Origin of the sequence: Chryseobacterium phocaeense, assembly GCF_900169075.1 — a bacterium.
Lineage (GTDB): Bacteria > Bacteroidota > Bacteroidia > Flavobacteriales > Weeksellaceae > Chryseobacterium > Chryseobacterium phocaeense.
On sequence record NZ_LT827014.1, the window covers coordinates 1,103,619 to 1,118,313 of the forward strand.

Below are 14,695 nucleotides of genomic sequence, written 5' to 3' on the forward strand. Positions count from 1 at the left end.
ATTTTCAATTCTTTAATCATTTAATTTTAAATTTAAAACCATGTATACACAACTTGATATTGAAACGCATTTTGACGGAAAACTTAAAATTGCCTACCTCAATCAGCCTGAAACCATGAACGCGCTTACAAAGCCATCTTTATCAGATCTGAAAGATTTTGTTAAAGAATGTAGCGAAGACCCGATCGTAAGATGCGTAGCCATTTCAGGAAGAGGAAGAGCTTTCTGCTCCGGTCAGAATCTCGATGATGCTTTCGTACAGGGCAATGAGCATCATGATAACGATATCATCAGGAAAATTGTTGTAGATTATTACAACCCTTTGGTGACTGAGATCACACGCTGTAAAAAACCTGTTGTGGCATTGGTAAACGGCCCTGCAGTAGGTGCCGGAGCTATGCTGGCATTGATCTGTGATTTTGTTCTGGCAGCAGAAAAATCCTATTTTTCTCAGGCATTTTCAAACATCGGATTGATTCCTGATACCGGAGGTACATATTTCCTTCCAAAACTGTTGGGGAGACAATTAGCGAATTATCTTGCATTTACCGGTAAAAAATTATCCGCTGAAGAATCTAAATCTTACGGACTGGTTGCTGAAGTATTTAATGAGGAAGAATTTGCTCCTAAATCAATGGAGATCCTTGAAAAGATGTCAAATATGCCGACTGCCGCCATCAAACTAACCAAAAAAGCCTTCGCCCAATCGTACAACAATACATTGAAAGAGCAGCTTGAACTGGAAGGTGATCTTCAGCAGGAAGCCGCAGAAACAGAAGACTTTATAGAAGGTGTTAATGCCTTTTTACAGAAAAGAAAACCTGATTATAAAGGAAAGTAAATTTCGTATGAGTGTATTCATGTAAAAAGTATTCATGATTTTAATACAGTTTGCCATAACAATGAAGAATTGTGTTTTTATCCTCTGCTTTTTACATGAATACTTTTTACATAATACATTGTACAAATAAAAATGAATATAGGAATTATCGGTGCAGGAACCATGGGCGTAGGAATTGCTCAGGTGGCTGCAACAGCGGGATGCAAGGTCGTTTTATTCGATGCCAATGCGCCGCAGATTGATAAAGCATTATCAGGCCTGGAGAAAACCCTTCAGAAATTAGTGGAAAAAGCTAAAATTTCTCAGGAGAAAGCCACAGAAATCAGAAATAATATCGTTAAAGGTGAAGCTTTGCAGGATCTGAAAGATTCAGATCTGGTTATTGAGGCCATCATCGAAAACAAAGACATAAAAACCAAAGTATTTACAGAACTTGAAACCTACGTTTCAGAAAACTGTATTATCGGTTCCAACACTTCATCCATTTCTATCACCTCTCTAGGTGCAGAATTGAAGAAACCGGAGCGTTTCATCGGAATTCACTTTTTCAATCCGGCACCATTGATGCCTCTTGTTGAAATCATCCCATCCTTACTGACCGAAAAATCATTAGCAGACAAAATGTATGACCTCATGAAAGAATGGGGAAAAACGCCTGTTATTGCAAAAGATATTCCCGGATTTATTGTCAACAGAATAGCCCGCCCGTATTACGGCGAAGGTTTGAGAATCGTTGAAGAAAATCTCGCAACACCTGAACAGGTGGATGAAGCCATGAGAACCATTGGAAACTTTAAAATGGGACCTTTTGAATTAATGGATTTAATAGGCGTGGATGTGAATTTCTCCGTGACTACCACGGTTTACAAAGATTATTTCTACGATCCGAAATATAAGCCGTCCCTTCTTCAGCAGAGAATGTCGGAAGCAAAACTTCACGGCAGAAAAACAGGGAAAGGGTTTTATGACTATACAGAAGGTGCAGAGAAGCCTGTCGCTCAGAAGGACGAGGCGCTGTATAAGCAGATATTTTTAAGAATTATCTCAATGCTGATCAACGAGGCGGTGGAAGCCAAAAGATTAGGAGTAGCCAATGACGAAGATATCGAACTGGCCATGCAGAAAGGCGTAAATTATCCGAAAGGCTTACTGGCCTGGGGAAAAGAAATCGGTTATTCAAAGATTTCCGAAACCCTGCAAAACCTTTACGAAGAATATCAGGAAGAAAGATACAGACAGAGCCCTTTACTCCGAAAAATGTAACAATATAAAAATGTACCGGTGTAACAATGATTATAGAGTCTTTATTATAAAAGCAGGGAGTCCCGAAGGGACGACTTACCGTAGAATCGGATAAAATCCGATTTATATCGAAAAAAATAGAGTTACACCGATAAATTAGAAAATTATGACGCCGAGACAAGTTGCAGATTATATGTTTGATCAGGATTATTTTTCCAAGTGGATGAATATTAAAATGATCGAAGTCAAAGAAAATTATTGTTTACTGGAAATGCCCATCAAGAAAGATATGATTAATGGGCTTAAAACCGTTCATGGAGGTGTTACGTTTGCTTTTGCAGATTCAGCGCTTGCATTTTCGTCCAACAATACCGGAGAGGCGGCCGTTGCCCTGAATTGTATAATCAATTTTACCAAAGCAGGAAAAGAAGGTGATATTTTCAGAGCAGAAAGTATTCTGGTGAATGATACCAGAAAAACAGCGGTTTACGACATAAAAATTACCAATCAAAACAATGAGCTGATTGCAAAATTCGTCGGAACCGTCTATAAAATAGGAAAAAAAGTAACTGAACTATAAGATGTGACAATGTGTTGATATGTTAATTTGACGATAATCAACACATCACCGCATCAACTAATTATCAATTTAAGATCATGAACAACGTATACATCATAGATTACGTAAGAACCCCGATTTCAAAGCTGCAGGGCGGATTATCAGAAGTAAGAGCAGACGATCTCGCAGCAGTAGTCATCAAAGAAGTTATGGCCAGAAACCCTGAAGTTCCTGCAGATGAAATAGAGGACGTTATTTTCGGGTGTGCCAATCAGGCGGGAGAAGATAACCGTAACGTGGCCCGTATGGCCCTTCTGTTGGCGGGACTTCCTTACAAAATTGGTGGCGAAACAGTTAACAGGCTTTGTGCATCGGGAATGTCGGCGGTAGCGAATGCTTTCCGTTCCATTACGGCAGGAGAAGGTGAAATTTATATTGCAGGCGGAGTAGAGCATATGACACGTTCACCGTATGTGATGTCTAAGCCGGGAGCAGCTTTCGGAAGAGACAGCCAGATGTTTGATACCACTTTTGGATGGCGTTTTGTAAATCCGAAGATGAAAGAAATGTATGGCGTAGACGGAATGGGAGAAACTGCAGAGAATCTTGCAGATATCCATAACATCAGCAGAGAGGATCAGGATAAATTTGCCCTTTGGTCCCAGCAGAAAGCTACAAAAGCTCAGGAAAGCGGTAGACTGGCGGAAGAAATTGTAAAAGTTGAAATTCCACAGAAAAAAGGAGAACCAAAAATCTTTGATACAGACGAGTTCATCAAACCTGGATCTTCTATGGAAGGGCTGGGGAAACTTCGTCCTGCTTTCAGAAAAGAAGGAACCGTAACGGCCGGAAATGCTTCAGGAATGAATGATGGAGCAGCAGCCCTTATCCTGGCAAGCGAAGAAGCGGTAAAAAAATATGGTTTAAAGCCTAAAGCTAAGATCCTGGGATCTGCAGTAGCCGGTGTTGAACCGAGAATTATGGGAATTGGCCCTGTGGAAGCTACTCAAAAACTATTGAAAAGATTAAACCTTTCCCTTGATGATATGGATATCATTGAGCTGAATGAAGCATTTGCAGCACAGGCACTTGCCGTGACCAGAAGCTTAGGGTTAAAAGACGATGATTCAAGAGTGAATCCAAACGGTGGGGCCATTGCAATCGGCCATCCACTGGGAGTTTCAGGAGCAAGAATTGTAGGTTCAGCGGCTATAGAACTCGAAAAACAGAACAAAAAATATGCATTATGTACCCTTTGTATCGGTGTCGGGCAAGGGTATGCAATGGTAATTGAAAAAGTATAATTAATATGCTGATGTGTTGATATGGTGATTGGACGATTCGTCACCACATCACCACATTATCAAATCAGCAAATCATCACATCAACATTATGAACATCTACTCATACCACGGTATCCGCCCCATTATAAAACCCTCCGCCTATGTTCATCCGCAGGCGGTAATTATCGGAAATGTGGAAATCGGTGAAGAAGTATATATAGGCCCCAATGCGGTGATCCGCGGTGATTGGGGGAAAATTATAGTTAAAGATGGTGCAAATGTTCAGGAAAACTGTACACTTCATGTTTTTCCAGGCATTGAAACCATTTTGGAAGAGTCTGCCCATATCGGACATGGAGCCATCATTCATTCAGGCCATATCGGTAAAAACTGCCTCGTGGGAATGAATTCCGTAGTAATGGATAAAGCGGTGATCGGGGACGAATGCATTATTGGTGCTTTGGCCTTTGTTCCTGCGAATTTTAAATGTGAACCAAGAAAACTGATTGTTGGAAGTCCGGCAAAGATCATCCGTGATGTTTCAGACGAAATGATTAAATGGAAGACAGAAGGAACCAGACTATACCAGGAACTGGCCAGAGAAGGGAAAGATGCCATTTTGCCATGCGAACCTTTTACTGAATACGTTCAGCAAATTCCAACAAAAATTGTAGATTACAGTATTTGGGATGATGTAAAATAAAAAACCGGCCTTACAAGTAAAACTAAAGGCTTTATAAAAAAAAACTATGATCAGAAAGATCCTCACGTTCTGCAGTATTCTTTTTGCGTTTCAATATATGGTATCAGCCCAGAATGAAACTGCAAAACCTCTGACTATTGGAGAGGTACGTATACTGAAATCAAAAACATTAAACGAAGACAGAACCCTAAATATCTATCTTCCACAGGGCTTTGACAAGACAAAATCATATCCGGTAATATATCTGCTGGACGGTTCAATGAATGAAGATTTCATCCATGTATCCGGATTGGTGCAGTTCTTCAATCAGATGTATGCCATGCCGGAAACCATTATCGTAGGAATTGCCAATATCGACAGAAAACGCGATTTTACCTTCCATACAGATCTAAAGGATTTGCAGAAGGATTATCCTACAACAGGACATTCCGATAAATTTATCAATTTTCTGGAAAAAGAATTACTACCTTATATCGGGAATCAGTATAAAACGACCGATAAATACCTGTTTGGACAGTCGCTGGGCGGTCTCTTGGCTACGGAAATCCTTTTCAAAAAGCCGGAAATGTTCAATAACTATTTTATCATCAGCCCAAGCTTATGGTGGGATGATCAGAGCTTATTGAAACAGGCACCACAACTGCTTTCCAAAAGCCAGGATACGAAGAAATTTGTGTACGTTTCCGTAGGAAAAGACGAACATCCGGTTATGGTGAAAGATGCAGGAACCCTTTATGAAACGCTTAAAAAGGCAGGAAAAAAGAATTGGACTGTTGAATATAAAATAATGGAAACAGACAACCATGCCACAATTCTTCATAGAAGCCTGTATGAAGGGCTGGTGAAACTGTTTCCCTATAAAGAACCTAAATAAAAAAAATGTAACAATCTGAAAATGTATCAGTGTAACAATAATTGGTAAACTGTTAAATTGATACATTGTTAAACTAAGTAATATGGAAAAACTAAAAAACTATATCTACGGAGAATGGGTAGAAGGTACCGGAAACGGAATTCCTTTGTACAATGCTGTAAACGGAGAGCCGGTTGCCATTTCTGATACGGAAGGTCTGAATTTTGAACAGGCACTGGACTACGGGAGAACGATAGGTTACAAAAACCTTTCCTCGATGACATTCTACGACAGAGGGGAAATGCTGAAAAAAGTAGCATTGTACCTTTTGGAAAGAAAGAAAAAATATTACGAACTATCATATAAAACAGGAGCTACTCATGCAGATTCCTGGGTAGACATTGAAGGAGGTTTCGGTACCTTCTTTACCTATTCCGGACTAGCAAAACGAATGCTTCCGAATACCCCGTTCTGGGTAGACGGAGAAACTCAGAAAATCTCTGCTAACGGGACCTTCCTGGGAACTCATATCCTGACCCCAAGCGAAGGGGTTTCCGTACAGATCAATGCCTACAACTTCCCGGTTTGGGGAATGTTGGAAAAACTGTCAACGTCATTGTTGGCGGGAGTTCCTTCTATTGTAAAGCCGTCTCCGTTCGGGTCTTATCTTACCAATGCCGTTTTCCAGGACATGATTGAAAGTGGGGTGCTTCCTGAGGGAGCCCTTCAGCTGGTTTGTGGTGAGCCGGGAAATATTCTGGATTATGTTAAGGATGGAGATTCCGTATTGTTTACAGGTTCTGCCACTACAGGAAGAAAATTAAAATCTCTGCCGTCAGTGGCCGGAAATGCAGTACGTTTCAATATGGAAGCAGATTCACTCAACTGTTCTATCCTCGGCCTGGATGCTAAACCGGGGACTCCCGAATTCGATCTCTTCATCAAAGAAGTTCGAAACGAAATGACCACCAAGGCCGGACAGAAATGTACGGCGATCAGAAGAATTATTGTTCCTGAGCACCTGGTTGGTGATGTTCAGAATGCTTTATCCAAAGCTTTGGACCAGACCAAAATCGGGAATCCGTTGAGCAGGGAAACCAGAATGGGATCTCTGGTTGGAAAGCAGCAATACGATGAGGTCGTAAGAAAAGTAAATATTTTAAAAGCAGAAACCGAACTGGTGTATGACGGAAAACATGATCTTGTAGATGCAGACTATGATAACGGAGCATTTATGAGTCCTAAATTATTCCTGAATGACAGACCTTTCGAAAAAAATATCTCTCACGACGTAGAAGCGTTCGGACCTGTTTCTACATTGATGCCTTACAAAGACGCTGAAGAAGCGGCAGCTCTGGCTAAAAGAGGAAAAGGAAGTCTCGTAGGATCTATTGTTTCCCACGACGAAAACTTCATTGCAGAAACTTCATGGAAAATGGCTTCCCAGCACGGAAGAATTTTCGTTCTGAACAGGGATAATGCCAAAGAAAGCACGGGTCACGGTTCACCGCTGCCTACACTAATGCACGGAGGTCCCGGAAGAGCAGGCGGAGGTGAGGAAATGGGCGGACTGAATGGCCTTCATTTCTTCCTTCAGAAAACGGCTATTCAGGGTTCACCGGATGTTTTGAAAGCTATTACAAAGATTTATCAGCAGGGTGCTGAGAAAAAATTCTCGGATAAGCACCCGTTCCAAAAATATTTCGAGGAAGTTGAAATCGGAGATTCATTGGAAACAGCAGGAAGAACGGTTACAGATGCAGATATCGTTAATTTCTCCAATGTTTCCTGGGATCATTTCTATGCCCATACCGATGCTACCAGCTTAACGGGAACTATTTTCGATAAAACGGTGGCACACGGATACTTCATCCTTTCAGCCGCTGCGGGATTATTTGTTTCCGGTAAAAAAGGACCGGTTATCGCAAATTACGGACTGGAAAACTGTTCATTCTTTAAGCCGGTTTACGCAGGAGATACTATTACGGTGTATTTAACAGCGAAAGAAAAGATCAACAGAGGAGTAAAAGGAAGAAATATTCCTTCCGGCGTTGTAAAATGGCTGGTTGAGGTCGTTAACCAAAGAGATGAAATCGTTTGTGTGGCAACTATCTTAACGCTGGTGGCCAAACATTCACCTTTCATTGATCTGAATGTGAAAAATGTTCAGAAAATACTGAATGGCTTAACAGAAAGTACATCTTCAAGCTGGGGTAAAATGTCTCCTCAGCAAATGATTGAGCACCTGGAGCACGGAGTTCTGGTAAGTCTGGGCGAGCCGGAAGCAGATAAATGTTTCACCCCGGAAGAGCAGTTGGAAAAGTGGCAGGATTCCCTGTACAACCACAGAAAAATGCCGAAAGATTTCCCGGCTCCATTCCTTGCTGAAGATGAATCTTTGCTGGAATTAAAGCACAAAAATCTTGAAGCAGCCAAACAGTCTTTCCTCGATACCCTCAAAAGATATTCAATTTATTACAAAGAGAATCCGCAGGCAGAGCATATGAACTTTGTATTCGGAAAACTGAATAAAGAAATGTGGGAACTAATGCACAAAAAACATTTCACCCATCATTTTGAACAGTTTGGATTGATTTAATTCAGAATAAAATATAAATTTATCATCCCTTTTGGTTTTTTACCGGAAGGGATTTTTAGTTAACCAAAAACACAAAGCAAGATGACAGACAGCAGGACAACTCCCATAGAAACAGACCATTTTTATCATATCTATAATCGTGGAATCAACGGAGAAAATATTTTTAAATCGGATCGGAATTATTCGTTCTTTCTCAATAAAATATTTCAACACCTTACTCCCGTTTGTGATGTATATGCCTATTGCCTGATGCCCAACCATTTTCATCTTTTGGTTAGAATAAAATCTGATTTTGAACTGGAGAGCCTTGTCAAGGTTTTAAACCTTGACAAGGCTCCGCAAACAGGTCTTCATTCTCCTCAGAACATTTTCTCAAAACAGTTTGCCCGAATTTTCAATTCCTATTCCCAGGCTTTTAATAAAGAAAATAAAAGGCATGGGGCTCTTATTGAATCTCCATTTAAAAGAAAATTAATTACATCGGAAACCTATTTAATTAATGCGGTGATTTATATTCATAGAAATCCGCAAAGTCATTTTAAGAACTGTAGATATTCAGAATATAGTTATTCCTCTTATCAAACAATTTTGAACAGTGAGAAAACCTTATTGAAAAGAGATGAAGTTTTTGAATTATTTGATAACAGAGAAAATTTTATTGAATCACATAAACCGCCTCTAGATTTTGATGAAGAGTTTGAGTTATTACCGGAATATTAGTTAAGTTTTTAAAATAGGCAGCGTTTGATTTACTCTAAATAAATAGTACTTTTAGGCTTTAAACCAATCATAAAATAAAATAAAATAATGGATGCAAGCTGGATGCAACAGTGGGAAAAGGTAAAAGATATCCTTCTCTGCCCTGTAGATTTGGAAACGTATTTTACTCTGGATGAAATTCTGGAGCAGAAAATGGAAGTGATGGACATCGGAAATGTTTCCCTACCTACCGGAAAAGTGATTGTAAGAGATCCGCTGGTTTTTTTAAATACAGGAGAAAAGCCTTATTTCGTTGATGCTCCGAAAGGAGATTTTCCGGTAAAGATCGCTGTTGTAAAATCAGAAGAGTGGGGTGACCGGTATGCTGCTGTTAAGGTTGAATTTACTCAGGAAAAGCCTGTTCTGTACAGGGAAGCTCTGATTGGAATAGAAAACCTTGAAGGGCTCAATGAGGGGGATTATTTCGGATTCATGGTGGATGCCGGATTGGGCTGTATTATCGATGCAGCAGTTCTGCCTTATTTTGATCAATTTTTGACGGACACCAATGTAGAAAATATTTATGATGACTATTTTGCAGATCAGTTTGCAAAAAGTTATCAGGAGAATCCAAAAAACCAGAGAGAGCTCGGAGATTGGATCAACTGGGTGGTTCCCTATACGGATTATCATATTCCAATGTTTGCAAGTGGTTTTGGCGACGGAGGGTATCCTGTCTATTTCGCCTATGACGAAAAAGATAGAATTTGCGGATTGTATATCCAGTTTATTGATATTGAGCTGGCATTATCCGATGATGAAGACGATGAATAATTAGAAACAAAAAGACAAATTGTTAAGAGAATATGTTGTTTTGTCTTCTATCTTCTTGACCCCAAAATATGAAAACATTTGCCGATAAAGCCATAGAATTCAATACCAATCTGAAGTTTTCAGGAAGTCTTCCTGAGGGTTTTGAGGTACTCAACCCGTACCATGATAATCCTGAAACAATGGTCGTAATGGAAGAATTTTATCATAAATATTATAACGATCACAACCGCAGGAAGTTTATCATAGGAATCAATCCCAGCCGGCATGGAGCAGGAGTTACGGGTGTTCCGTTTACTGATACCAAAAGGCTGGAAAGTGTATGCGGGATCAAAATGCAGTCTGCCCGGACCCATGAAATTTCCTCGGTTTTTATGTATGATATGATTGCTGAATATGGCGGAGCAGAAGAGTTTTATCACGATGTTTATATTAATTCACCTTTTCCCCTGGCTATTGTCAGAAAAACGAAGACAGGCTGGCTGAATGCCAATTATTACGATGATAAAAAACTGTTTGAAGCGGTAAAAGATTTTATGATCGAATCGCTCAGAAAACATATTAGCCTTGATCTTGATACTTCAGAAGTCTTTGTTCTCGGAAAAAAGAACGCAGAATTTATTTCAGTACTGAATAAAGAAGCTCATTTGTTTGACAGCATGACCGTCCTTGAGCATCCGAGATATATTCAGCAGTACAAATCAAAAGAAAAGCAGTTATATATTGATAAATATATTCTGGCATTAAAAAAATAAAAAATCCCCTTCAGCAAGGGGATTATCATTTATGCATTAGAATCATTCGATGACACAAATCATTGATGAAAAAGTTATTTTTTAATAATCTTGGAAGATTCTGATGGGGTTTTAAGAATATAAACACCATTAGGAAGTTCTGAAATATCAGTTTCATTGGTTCCTTTCTTCATATCAAGGTTTCTCAGCAGTTTGCCGTCCTGGCTGTAGATTTCAGCTTTTGCGTTGTCTTCCGTTTTAACCGTAAGAGGGCCGCTGGTAGGGTTAGGATAAATGCTCATGCCTTTTTGTGAAGAGGTAGTTTCGTTCGTGGCAAGTACTACTAGGCCTGAATCTTTTACCCAGGTGAAAGCATCAAAACCAATATAGCGATAATCTCCTCCAATAGTTATCCGAAGTTCATCAAGAACAATATTCGAATAATTCTGGCCATTCAGGTTAGTAAGATCAATTAAAGTATATCCGTTTGTAGTACCCAGACTTGTTGCAAAACCTGTAGTTTTAGTCTGTGTAAACTTGGTTACTCCGCTTAACTTTCCTGTAATGGTAAGAGTACCGGTAGAATTCTGGTTCACAAGATGATTCGCCAGAAACACCCAGAATCTATTCACTTTAAATAAATTTGAAGTGGTTTTTACACTGAAAGATACATTGGCATTGGCCAGTGTTGCTGTACCTGTGTTATCTATATATCTATTGTCATTTCCTGTACCGCTCCATCCTGTATTGGCAAAATTCCCGATATCGAAAAGAGAACCAGGTGCATTATGTGAGATAATCCTGAAAATTACTCCGTTATCGGTAAAGCTTGTGCTTCCGGCCGATTCTGTTTCGAATACTTCTGTACTCGTCTGCGCAAAGGAAAAAGTTGAGATGAGCAGACTACAGATTAATAAAAAAGTAGTGCTTTTCATGTTTTTAAATTTTAAGGTTTTAAGGTTATGGTCTTGAAGGATAAATTCCCGCAACACAAATAATGTAATTGAGTCCCAAATAAGGAGACATGTTATTAACGGGCAGGTTCTGACCGATAAACATGGCAGATTGTATGTTAATAATAGTATCAGGATCACCATCTACATAGCTTGGAATCGCAGTAAAATCTCTTCCGTTCGGGATGCCCGTAACAGCTAAAGAGGTAGTTGCAGAAGGGCTTGTAGAATTGGCATTGTTTTTAGAAACTTTTAACTGGCTCGCAATAGATGGTAGGTTGGATAAAATAAGTGTATTCTGTGGTGATCCCCCTGCCTGTCCCAAAATGTAGTTTTGTCCTGTCGTTGAATTTCCAACTCCGATAGGGGAACGCCCTGTCAGATTGGGTAATGCAAATGTCGTTTGCCCGTTCCCTCCGTAGTAGGTTCCCAAAAGGGAAAAAAGGGCGGTATTACTTGCAATGCTCAGGATGGCACCATTACAAAACATATACCCCTTAGGTGCAAAGTTTCCTGCAAATAATTTAATTGTACCTAATATTTCTTCCATGATAGTTCGTTTTTTATGTTAGAATATTTTAGTATACATTATGATCTTGAAGGATAAATTCCCTCTACGCAGATGATGAAGTTCATTGCTAAGTACGGAGACATGTTGTTTACAGGTATGTTCTGCCCGATAAACATTACTGATTTTGGGTTGATCACGGTATCAGGATCACCATCTACATAGCTTGGAACGGCATCAAAATCTCTTCCGTTCGGTGTTCCGGTTACGGCAATTGAAGTGCTTGCTGACGGAGATGTAGAATTGGCATTTGATCTGGATACTCTCATTGAGCTGGCAAAACTTGGTAAGTTTGATGATAAAAGCGTATTTTCAGGAGTTCCTGCCATTTCTCCCAACTGATAGGATTTTCCCGTATTAGAATTTCCCTGTCCTATCGGGCAGCGTCCGTTCAGGTTAGGCAGCGCAAATGTTGTGATCCCGTCGCCTCCGTACGTGGTTCCTAAAATTGAGAATAATGCCTGATTTTGTGCGATGCTCAAAATGGCTCCGTTGCAGTATAAGAAACCTCTTGGTGGAAAGTTTCCTGCAAATAACTTGATTACTCCGATCATTTCTTCCATGATATTATTTTTTTCAGTTTTAAATTTTCCTACTCTCTTTTGGCTTTTCGGATTCCGCCGGTGGTTATTTAGTTTTATAAGCCAAAGGAACGATATATAAAAAAGCGCTGCTAGAGTAGAAAATACCAAATTGGGAAGTCCGTATTTATACGTAACGGGTGACAGCTTCCGGGAACTGTAGCGGATTTAAAGAGTGTTCCGTGCCATTATTCTGTGAGTTAGGTTTAATCAGTAATTTATGTCTGATAATTTCTCCGGAAAGGCGGTATTTAGTATTTTTGTAAGAATCCAATTGAAATAAAAAATGAACGAATTTGTAGCATCAGAAATTAAAAACAACATCGCCGAAATTACATTCGGAACCCCGAAAAGCAACTCACTTCCGGGCGCCATTTTAGAAAAACTGGCCCAGACCATTTTAGATGAAGGGGCTAAAGAAGAAGTGAAAGCCATTCTTGTAAAAAGCGAAGGCGAGAAAGCATTCTGTGCAGGAGCTAGTTTTGATGAGCTTCTGGCTATTGAAGAACTGGAGGCTTCTACAAAATTCTTCGGAGGTTTTGCAAAAGTTCTGAATGCCATGAGAAACTGCGGAAAAATTGTCGTAGTAAGAGTTCAGGGAAAAACAACCGGTGGTGGAGTAGGAATTGCCTGCGGTGCAGATTACTGCTTTGCTACAAAAGACTCAGCTTTGGCATTAACGGAAATCAATTTGGGAATAGGTCCATTTGTGATCGGACCTTATGTGGAAAGAAAAATCGGGAAATCACAGTTTTCAGCGATGGCTATTGATGCAGACTTCAGATCGGCTGAGTGGGCGGAACAGCATAATGTATATCATTCCGTATCCGAAAATATTCAGGAAATGGATTCCAAATTGGAAAAGTTCATGCAGACACTGGCTTCCAGAAGCAGCGATGCTTTGGCTCTGATCAAGAAAGTATCGTGGGAAGGAACAGATCATTTTAATGAACTGATGCCGGCAAGAATCCACATGAGTGCCAGCCTGATCCTTGAAGATTCTGCAAAGAAAAATATTGAATCTATTAAAGAGAGATTAAGAGTAAAGTAATTCAGGATAAATAAAGTCGGAAACCGCTGATTTATTCAGCGGTTTTTTCTTGGATCAATCGGTAGAAGCCAAAAATTTAAGATTGAAATTGTTACAATACTATAAAATTTTTTTAAAAAATTTGGCTAATTAAAAATTAATTATAACTTTGTAATTCAAAGTTCTTTTTATGGATTCGAAAAACTATCACGAAGACTTATCTCATATCCGTTCCATGATGGAGCGTTCTTCCAGATTTATTTCATTGAGCGGACTTTCCGGGGTTTTTGCCGGTCTAGCAGCTTTAATTGGCGCCGGATATGTATATTTTATTTTCCAGCGTGAGGGGATTGATTATTTTGACGGAAGCAGAAACTTTTTCAGTCCTGCATTAGTGAGAGAGCTTATACTTACCGGAATTGTAATTTTGTTTACAGCTGTTTTGAGCGGCTATATTTTTACCGCCAATAAAAGTAAAAAGAAAGGACTGAAGATCTGGGATTCTACCACGAAACGCCTGCTTATCACATTTTCCGTTCCATTGGTAACCGGAGGTATTTTCTGCCTGGCGCTTCTTTTTCATCATCTTTTTGTATGGATCGCTCCCGCTACCCTGATTTTTTATGGTATTGCTCTGGTGAATGCAGAAAGATATACTTTGACGGATATTAAATATTTAGGGTACTGCCAGATTATATTAGGACTTATTTCCCTGTTCTTTTTAGGCTGGGGTCTGTTGTTCTGGACCATCGGTTTCGGAGTTTTGCATATTGTTTACGGACTGATCATGCATAAAAAATATAAATAAATATTAAATTTGCAGGATTTTTGGAGCAGCTTCAAAACCCTGTACCAGTACATTATTATGATTAAAATAAATCAACTCAATAAAGAATTCGAAAGCCGAGTAAGACTGGGGATCATGTCCGTTCTTATGGTCAACGACTGGGTTGATTTTTCTGAAATGAAAAACCTCCTGGACATTACAGACGGCAACCTGGCCAGCCATAGTAATGCGTTGGAAAAAGCAGAATATATTGAAGTGAGAAAAGAATTTGTCGGCAAAAAACCGAAAACATCCTACAGGGTTACCCAGCACGGAAGACAGGCCTTTAATGAACATCTGGACGCACTGGAAAAATTATTGGGACGATAAATCCTATATTTTTTTGAAAATTAACTTTGAAATGCAAAGTACTTTATAATTTAAAAATTAAAA

At 39.5% G+C, this 14,695-nt stretch carries 16 protein-coding genes; 13 read left to right on the top strand and 3 right to left on the bottom strand.

The genetic code is table 11. From position 1 onward, the window contains the following. The first annotated feature begins 40 nt into the window (after positions 1 to 40). The 10 genes from B7E04_RS06515 (at position 41) to B7E04_RS06560 (ending at position 10,365) form a co-directional block, all read left to right on the top strand. Positions 41 to 841 (top strand): enoyl-CoA hydratase/isomerase family protein, encoded by an 801-nt coding sequence (locus B7E04_RS06515; protein WP_080777885.1) that lies wholly within the window; start codon positions 41 to 43, stop codon positions 839 to 841. Between the two features lie 132 nt (positions 842 to 973). After that, positions 974 to 2,104, top strand: coding sequence for a 3-hydroxyacyl-CoA dehydrogenase NAD-binding domain-containing protein (locus B7E04_RS06520; RefSeq protein ID WP_080777886.1), 1,131 nt, complete (start codon positions 974 to 976; stop codon positions 2,102 to 2,104). Positions 2,105 to 2,249: 145 nt separating this feature from the next. After that, the gene (locus tag B7E04_RS06525; RefSeq protein ID WP_080777887.1) at positions 2,250 to 2,663 is read left to right on the top strand and encodes a PaaI family thioesterase; all 414 of its coding nucleotides are present in this window, start codon (positions 2,250 to 2,252) and stop codon (positions 2,661 to 2,663) included. 77 nt (positions 2,664 to 2,740) lie between these two features. Next, positions 2,741 to 3,946, top strand: a complete 1,206-nt coding sequence (gene pcaF / locus B7E04_RS06530; RefSeq protein WP_080777888.1) for a 3-oxoadipyl-CoA thiolase — start codon at positions 2,741 to 2,743, stop codon at positions 3,944 to 3,946. 88 nt (positions 3,947 to 4,034) lie between these two features. Then, on the top strand, positions 4,035 to 4,628 hold the full coding sequence (locus B7E04_RS06535) for an acyltransferase (RefSeq protein WP_062650663.1): 594 nt from the start codon (positions 4,035 to 4,037) through the stop codon (positions 4,626 to 4,628). Positions 4,629 to 4,674: 46 nt separating this feature from the next. Next, a complete protein-coding gene (locus B7E04_RS06540; protein ID WP_080777889.1) occupies positions 4,675 to 5,502 on the top strand; it encodes an alpha/beta hydrolase in 828 nt (275 codons plus the stop codon). 82 nt (positions 5,503 to 5,584) lie between these two features. Then, positions 5,585 to 8,080 carry a phenylacetic acid degradation bifunctional protein PaaZ gene (paaZ, locus tag B7E04_RS06545; protein WP_080777890.1) on the top strand — a complete coding sequence of 832 codons (2,496 nt, stop codon included), beginning with the start codon at positions 5,585 to 5,587 and terminating at the stop codon, positions 8,078 to 8,080. 81 nt (positions 8,081 to 8,161) lie between these two features. Continuing rightward, positions 8,162 to 8,800 (top strand): transposase, encoded by a 639-nt coding sequence (locus tag B7E04_RS06550; RefSeq protein WP_080777891.1) that lies wholly within the window; start codon positions 8,162 to 8,164, stop codon positions 8,798 to 8,800. Positions 8,801 to 8,887: 87 nt separating this feature from the next. Then, the gene (locus B7E04_RS06555; protein ID WP_080777892.1) at positions 8,888 to 9,613 is read left to right on the top strand and encodes a DUF4241 domain-containing protein; all 726 of its coding nucleotides are present in this window, start codon (positions 8,888 to 8,890) and stop codon (positions 9,611 to 9,613) included. A 68-nt stretch (positions 9,614 to 9,681) separates the two neighbouring features. Further along, positions 9,682 to 10,365, top strand: a complete 684-nt coding sequence (locus B7E04_RS06560; protein WP_080777893.1) for an SMUG2 DNA glycosylase family protein — start codon at positions 9,682 to 9,684, stop codon at positions 10,363 to 10,365. 74 nt (positions 10,366 to 10,439) lie between these two features. On the opposite strand, the gene B7E04_RS06565 is transcribed toward B7E04_RS06560, so the two are convergent. From B7E04_RS06565 to B7E04_RS06575, 3 genes are read right to left on the bottom strand one after another with little or no spacing between them, the layout of a single operon-like run. After that, positions 10,440 to 11,279 carry a T9SS type A sorting domain-containing protein gene (locus tag B7E04_RS06565; RefSeq protein ID WP_080777990.1) on the bottom strand — a complete coding sequence of 280 codons (840 nt, stop codon included), beginning with the start codon at positions 11,277 to 11,279 and terminating at the stop codon, positions 10,440 to 10,442. Positions 11,280 to 11,304: 25 nt separating this feature from the next. Continuing rightward, positions 11,305 to 11,847: a phage tail protein gene (locus B7E04_RS06570; protein ID WP_080777894.1), complete on the bottom strand. Its 543-nt coding sequence runs from the start codon at positions 11,845 to 11,847 to the stop codon at positions 11,305 to 11,307. Positions 11,848 to 11,885: 38 nt separating this feature from the next. Then, the gene (locus B7E04_RS06575; RefSeq protein ID WP_080777895.1) at positions 11,886 to 12,428 is read right to left on the bottom strand and encodes a phage tail protein; all 543 of its coding nucleotides are present in this window, start codon (positions 12,426 to 12,428) and stop codon (positions 11,886 to 11,888) included. A gap of 304 nt (positions 12,429 to 12,732) precedes the next feature. Between B7E04_RS06575 and B7E04_RS06580 the strand changes: the two genes are divergently transcribed. From B7E04_RS06580 to B7E04_RS06590, 3 genes are all read left to right on the top strand, one after another. Beyond that, on the top strand, positions 12,733 to 13,497 hold the full coding sequence (locus tag B7E04_RS06580; protein ID WP_080777896.1) for an enoyl-CoA hydratase/isomerase family protein: 765 nt from the start codon (positions 12,733 to 12,735) through the stop codon (positions 13,495 to 13,497). 169 nt (positions 13,498 to 13,666) lie between these two features. Beyond that, positions 13,667 to 14,284, top strand: a complete 618-nt coding sequence (locus B7E04_RS06585) for a hypothetical protein (protein ID WP_080777897.1) — start codon at positions 13,667 to 13,669, stop codon at positions 14,282 to 14,284. Positions 14,285 to 14,341: 57 nt separating this feature from the next. Next, on the top strand, positions 14,342 to 14,632 hold the full coding sequence (locus B7E04_RS06590; protein ID WP_080777898.1) for a winged helix-turn-helix domain-containing protein: 291 nt from the start codon (positions 14,342 to 14,344) through the stop codon (positions 14,630 to 14,632). Positions 14,633 to 14,695 lie beyond the last annotated feature (63 nt).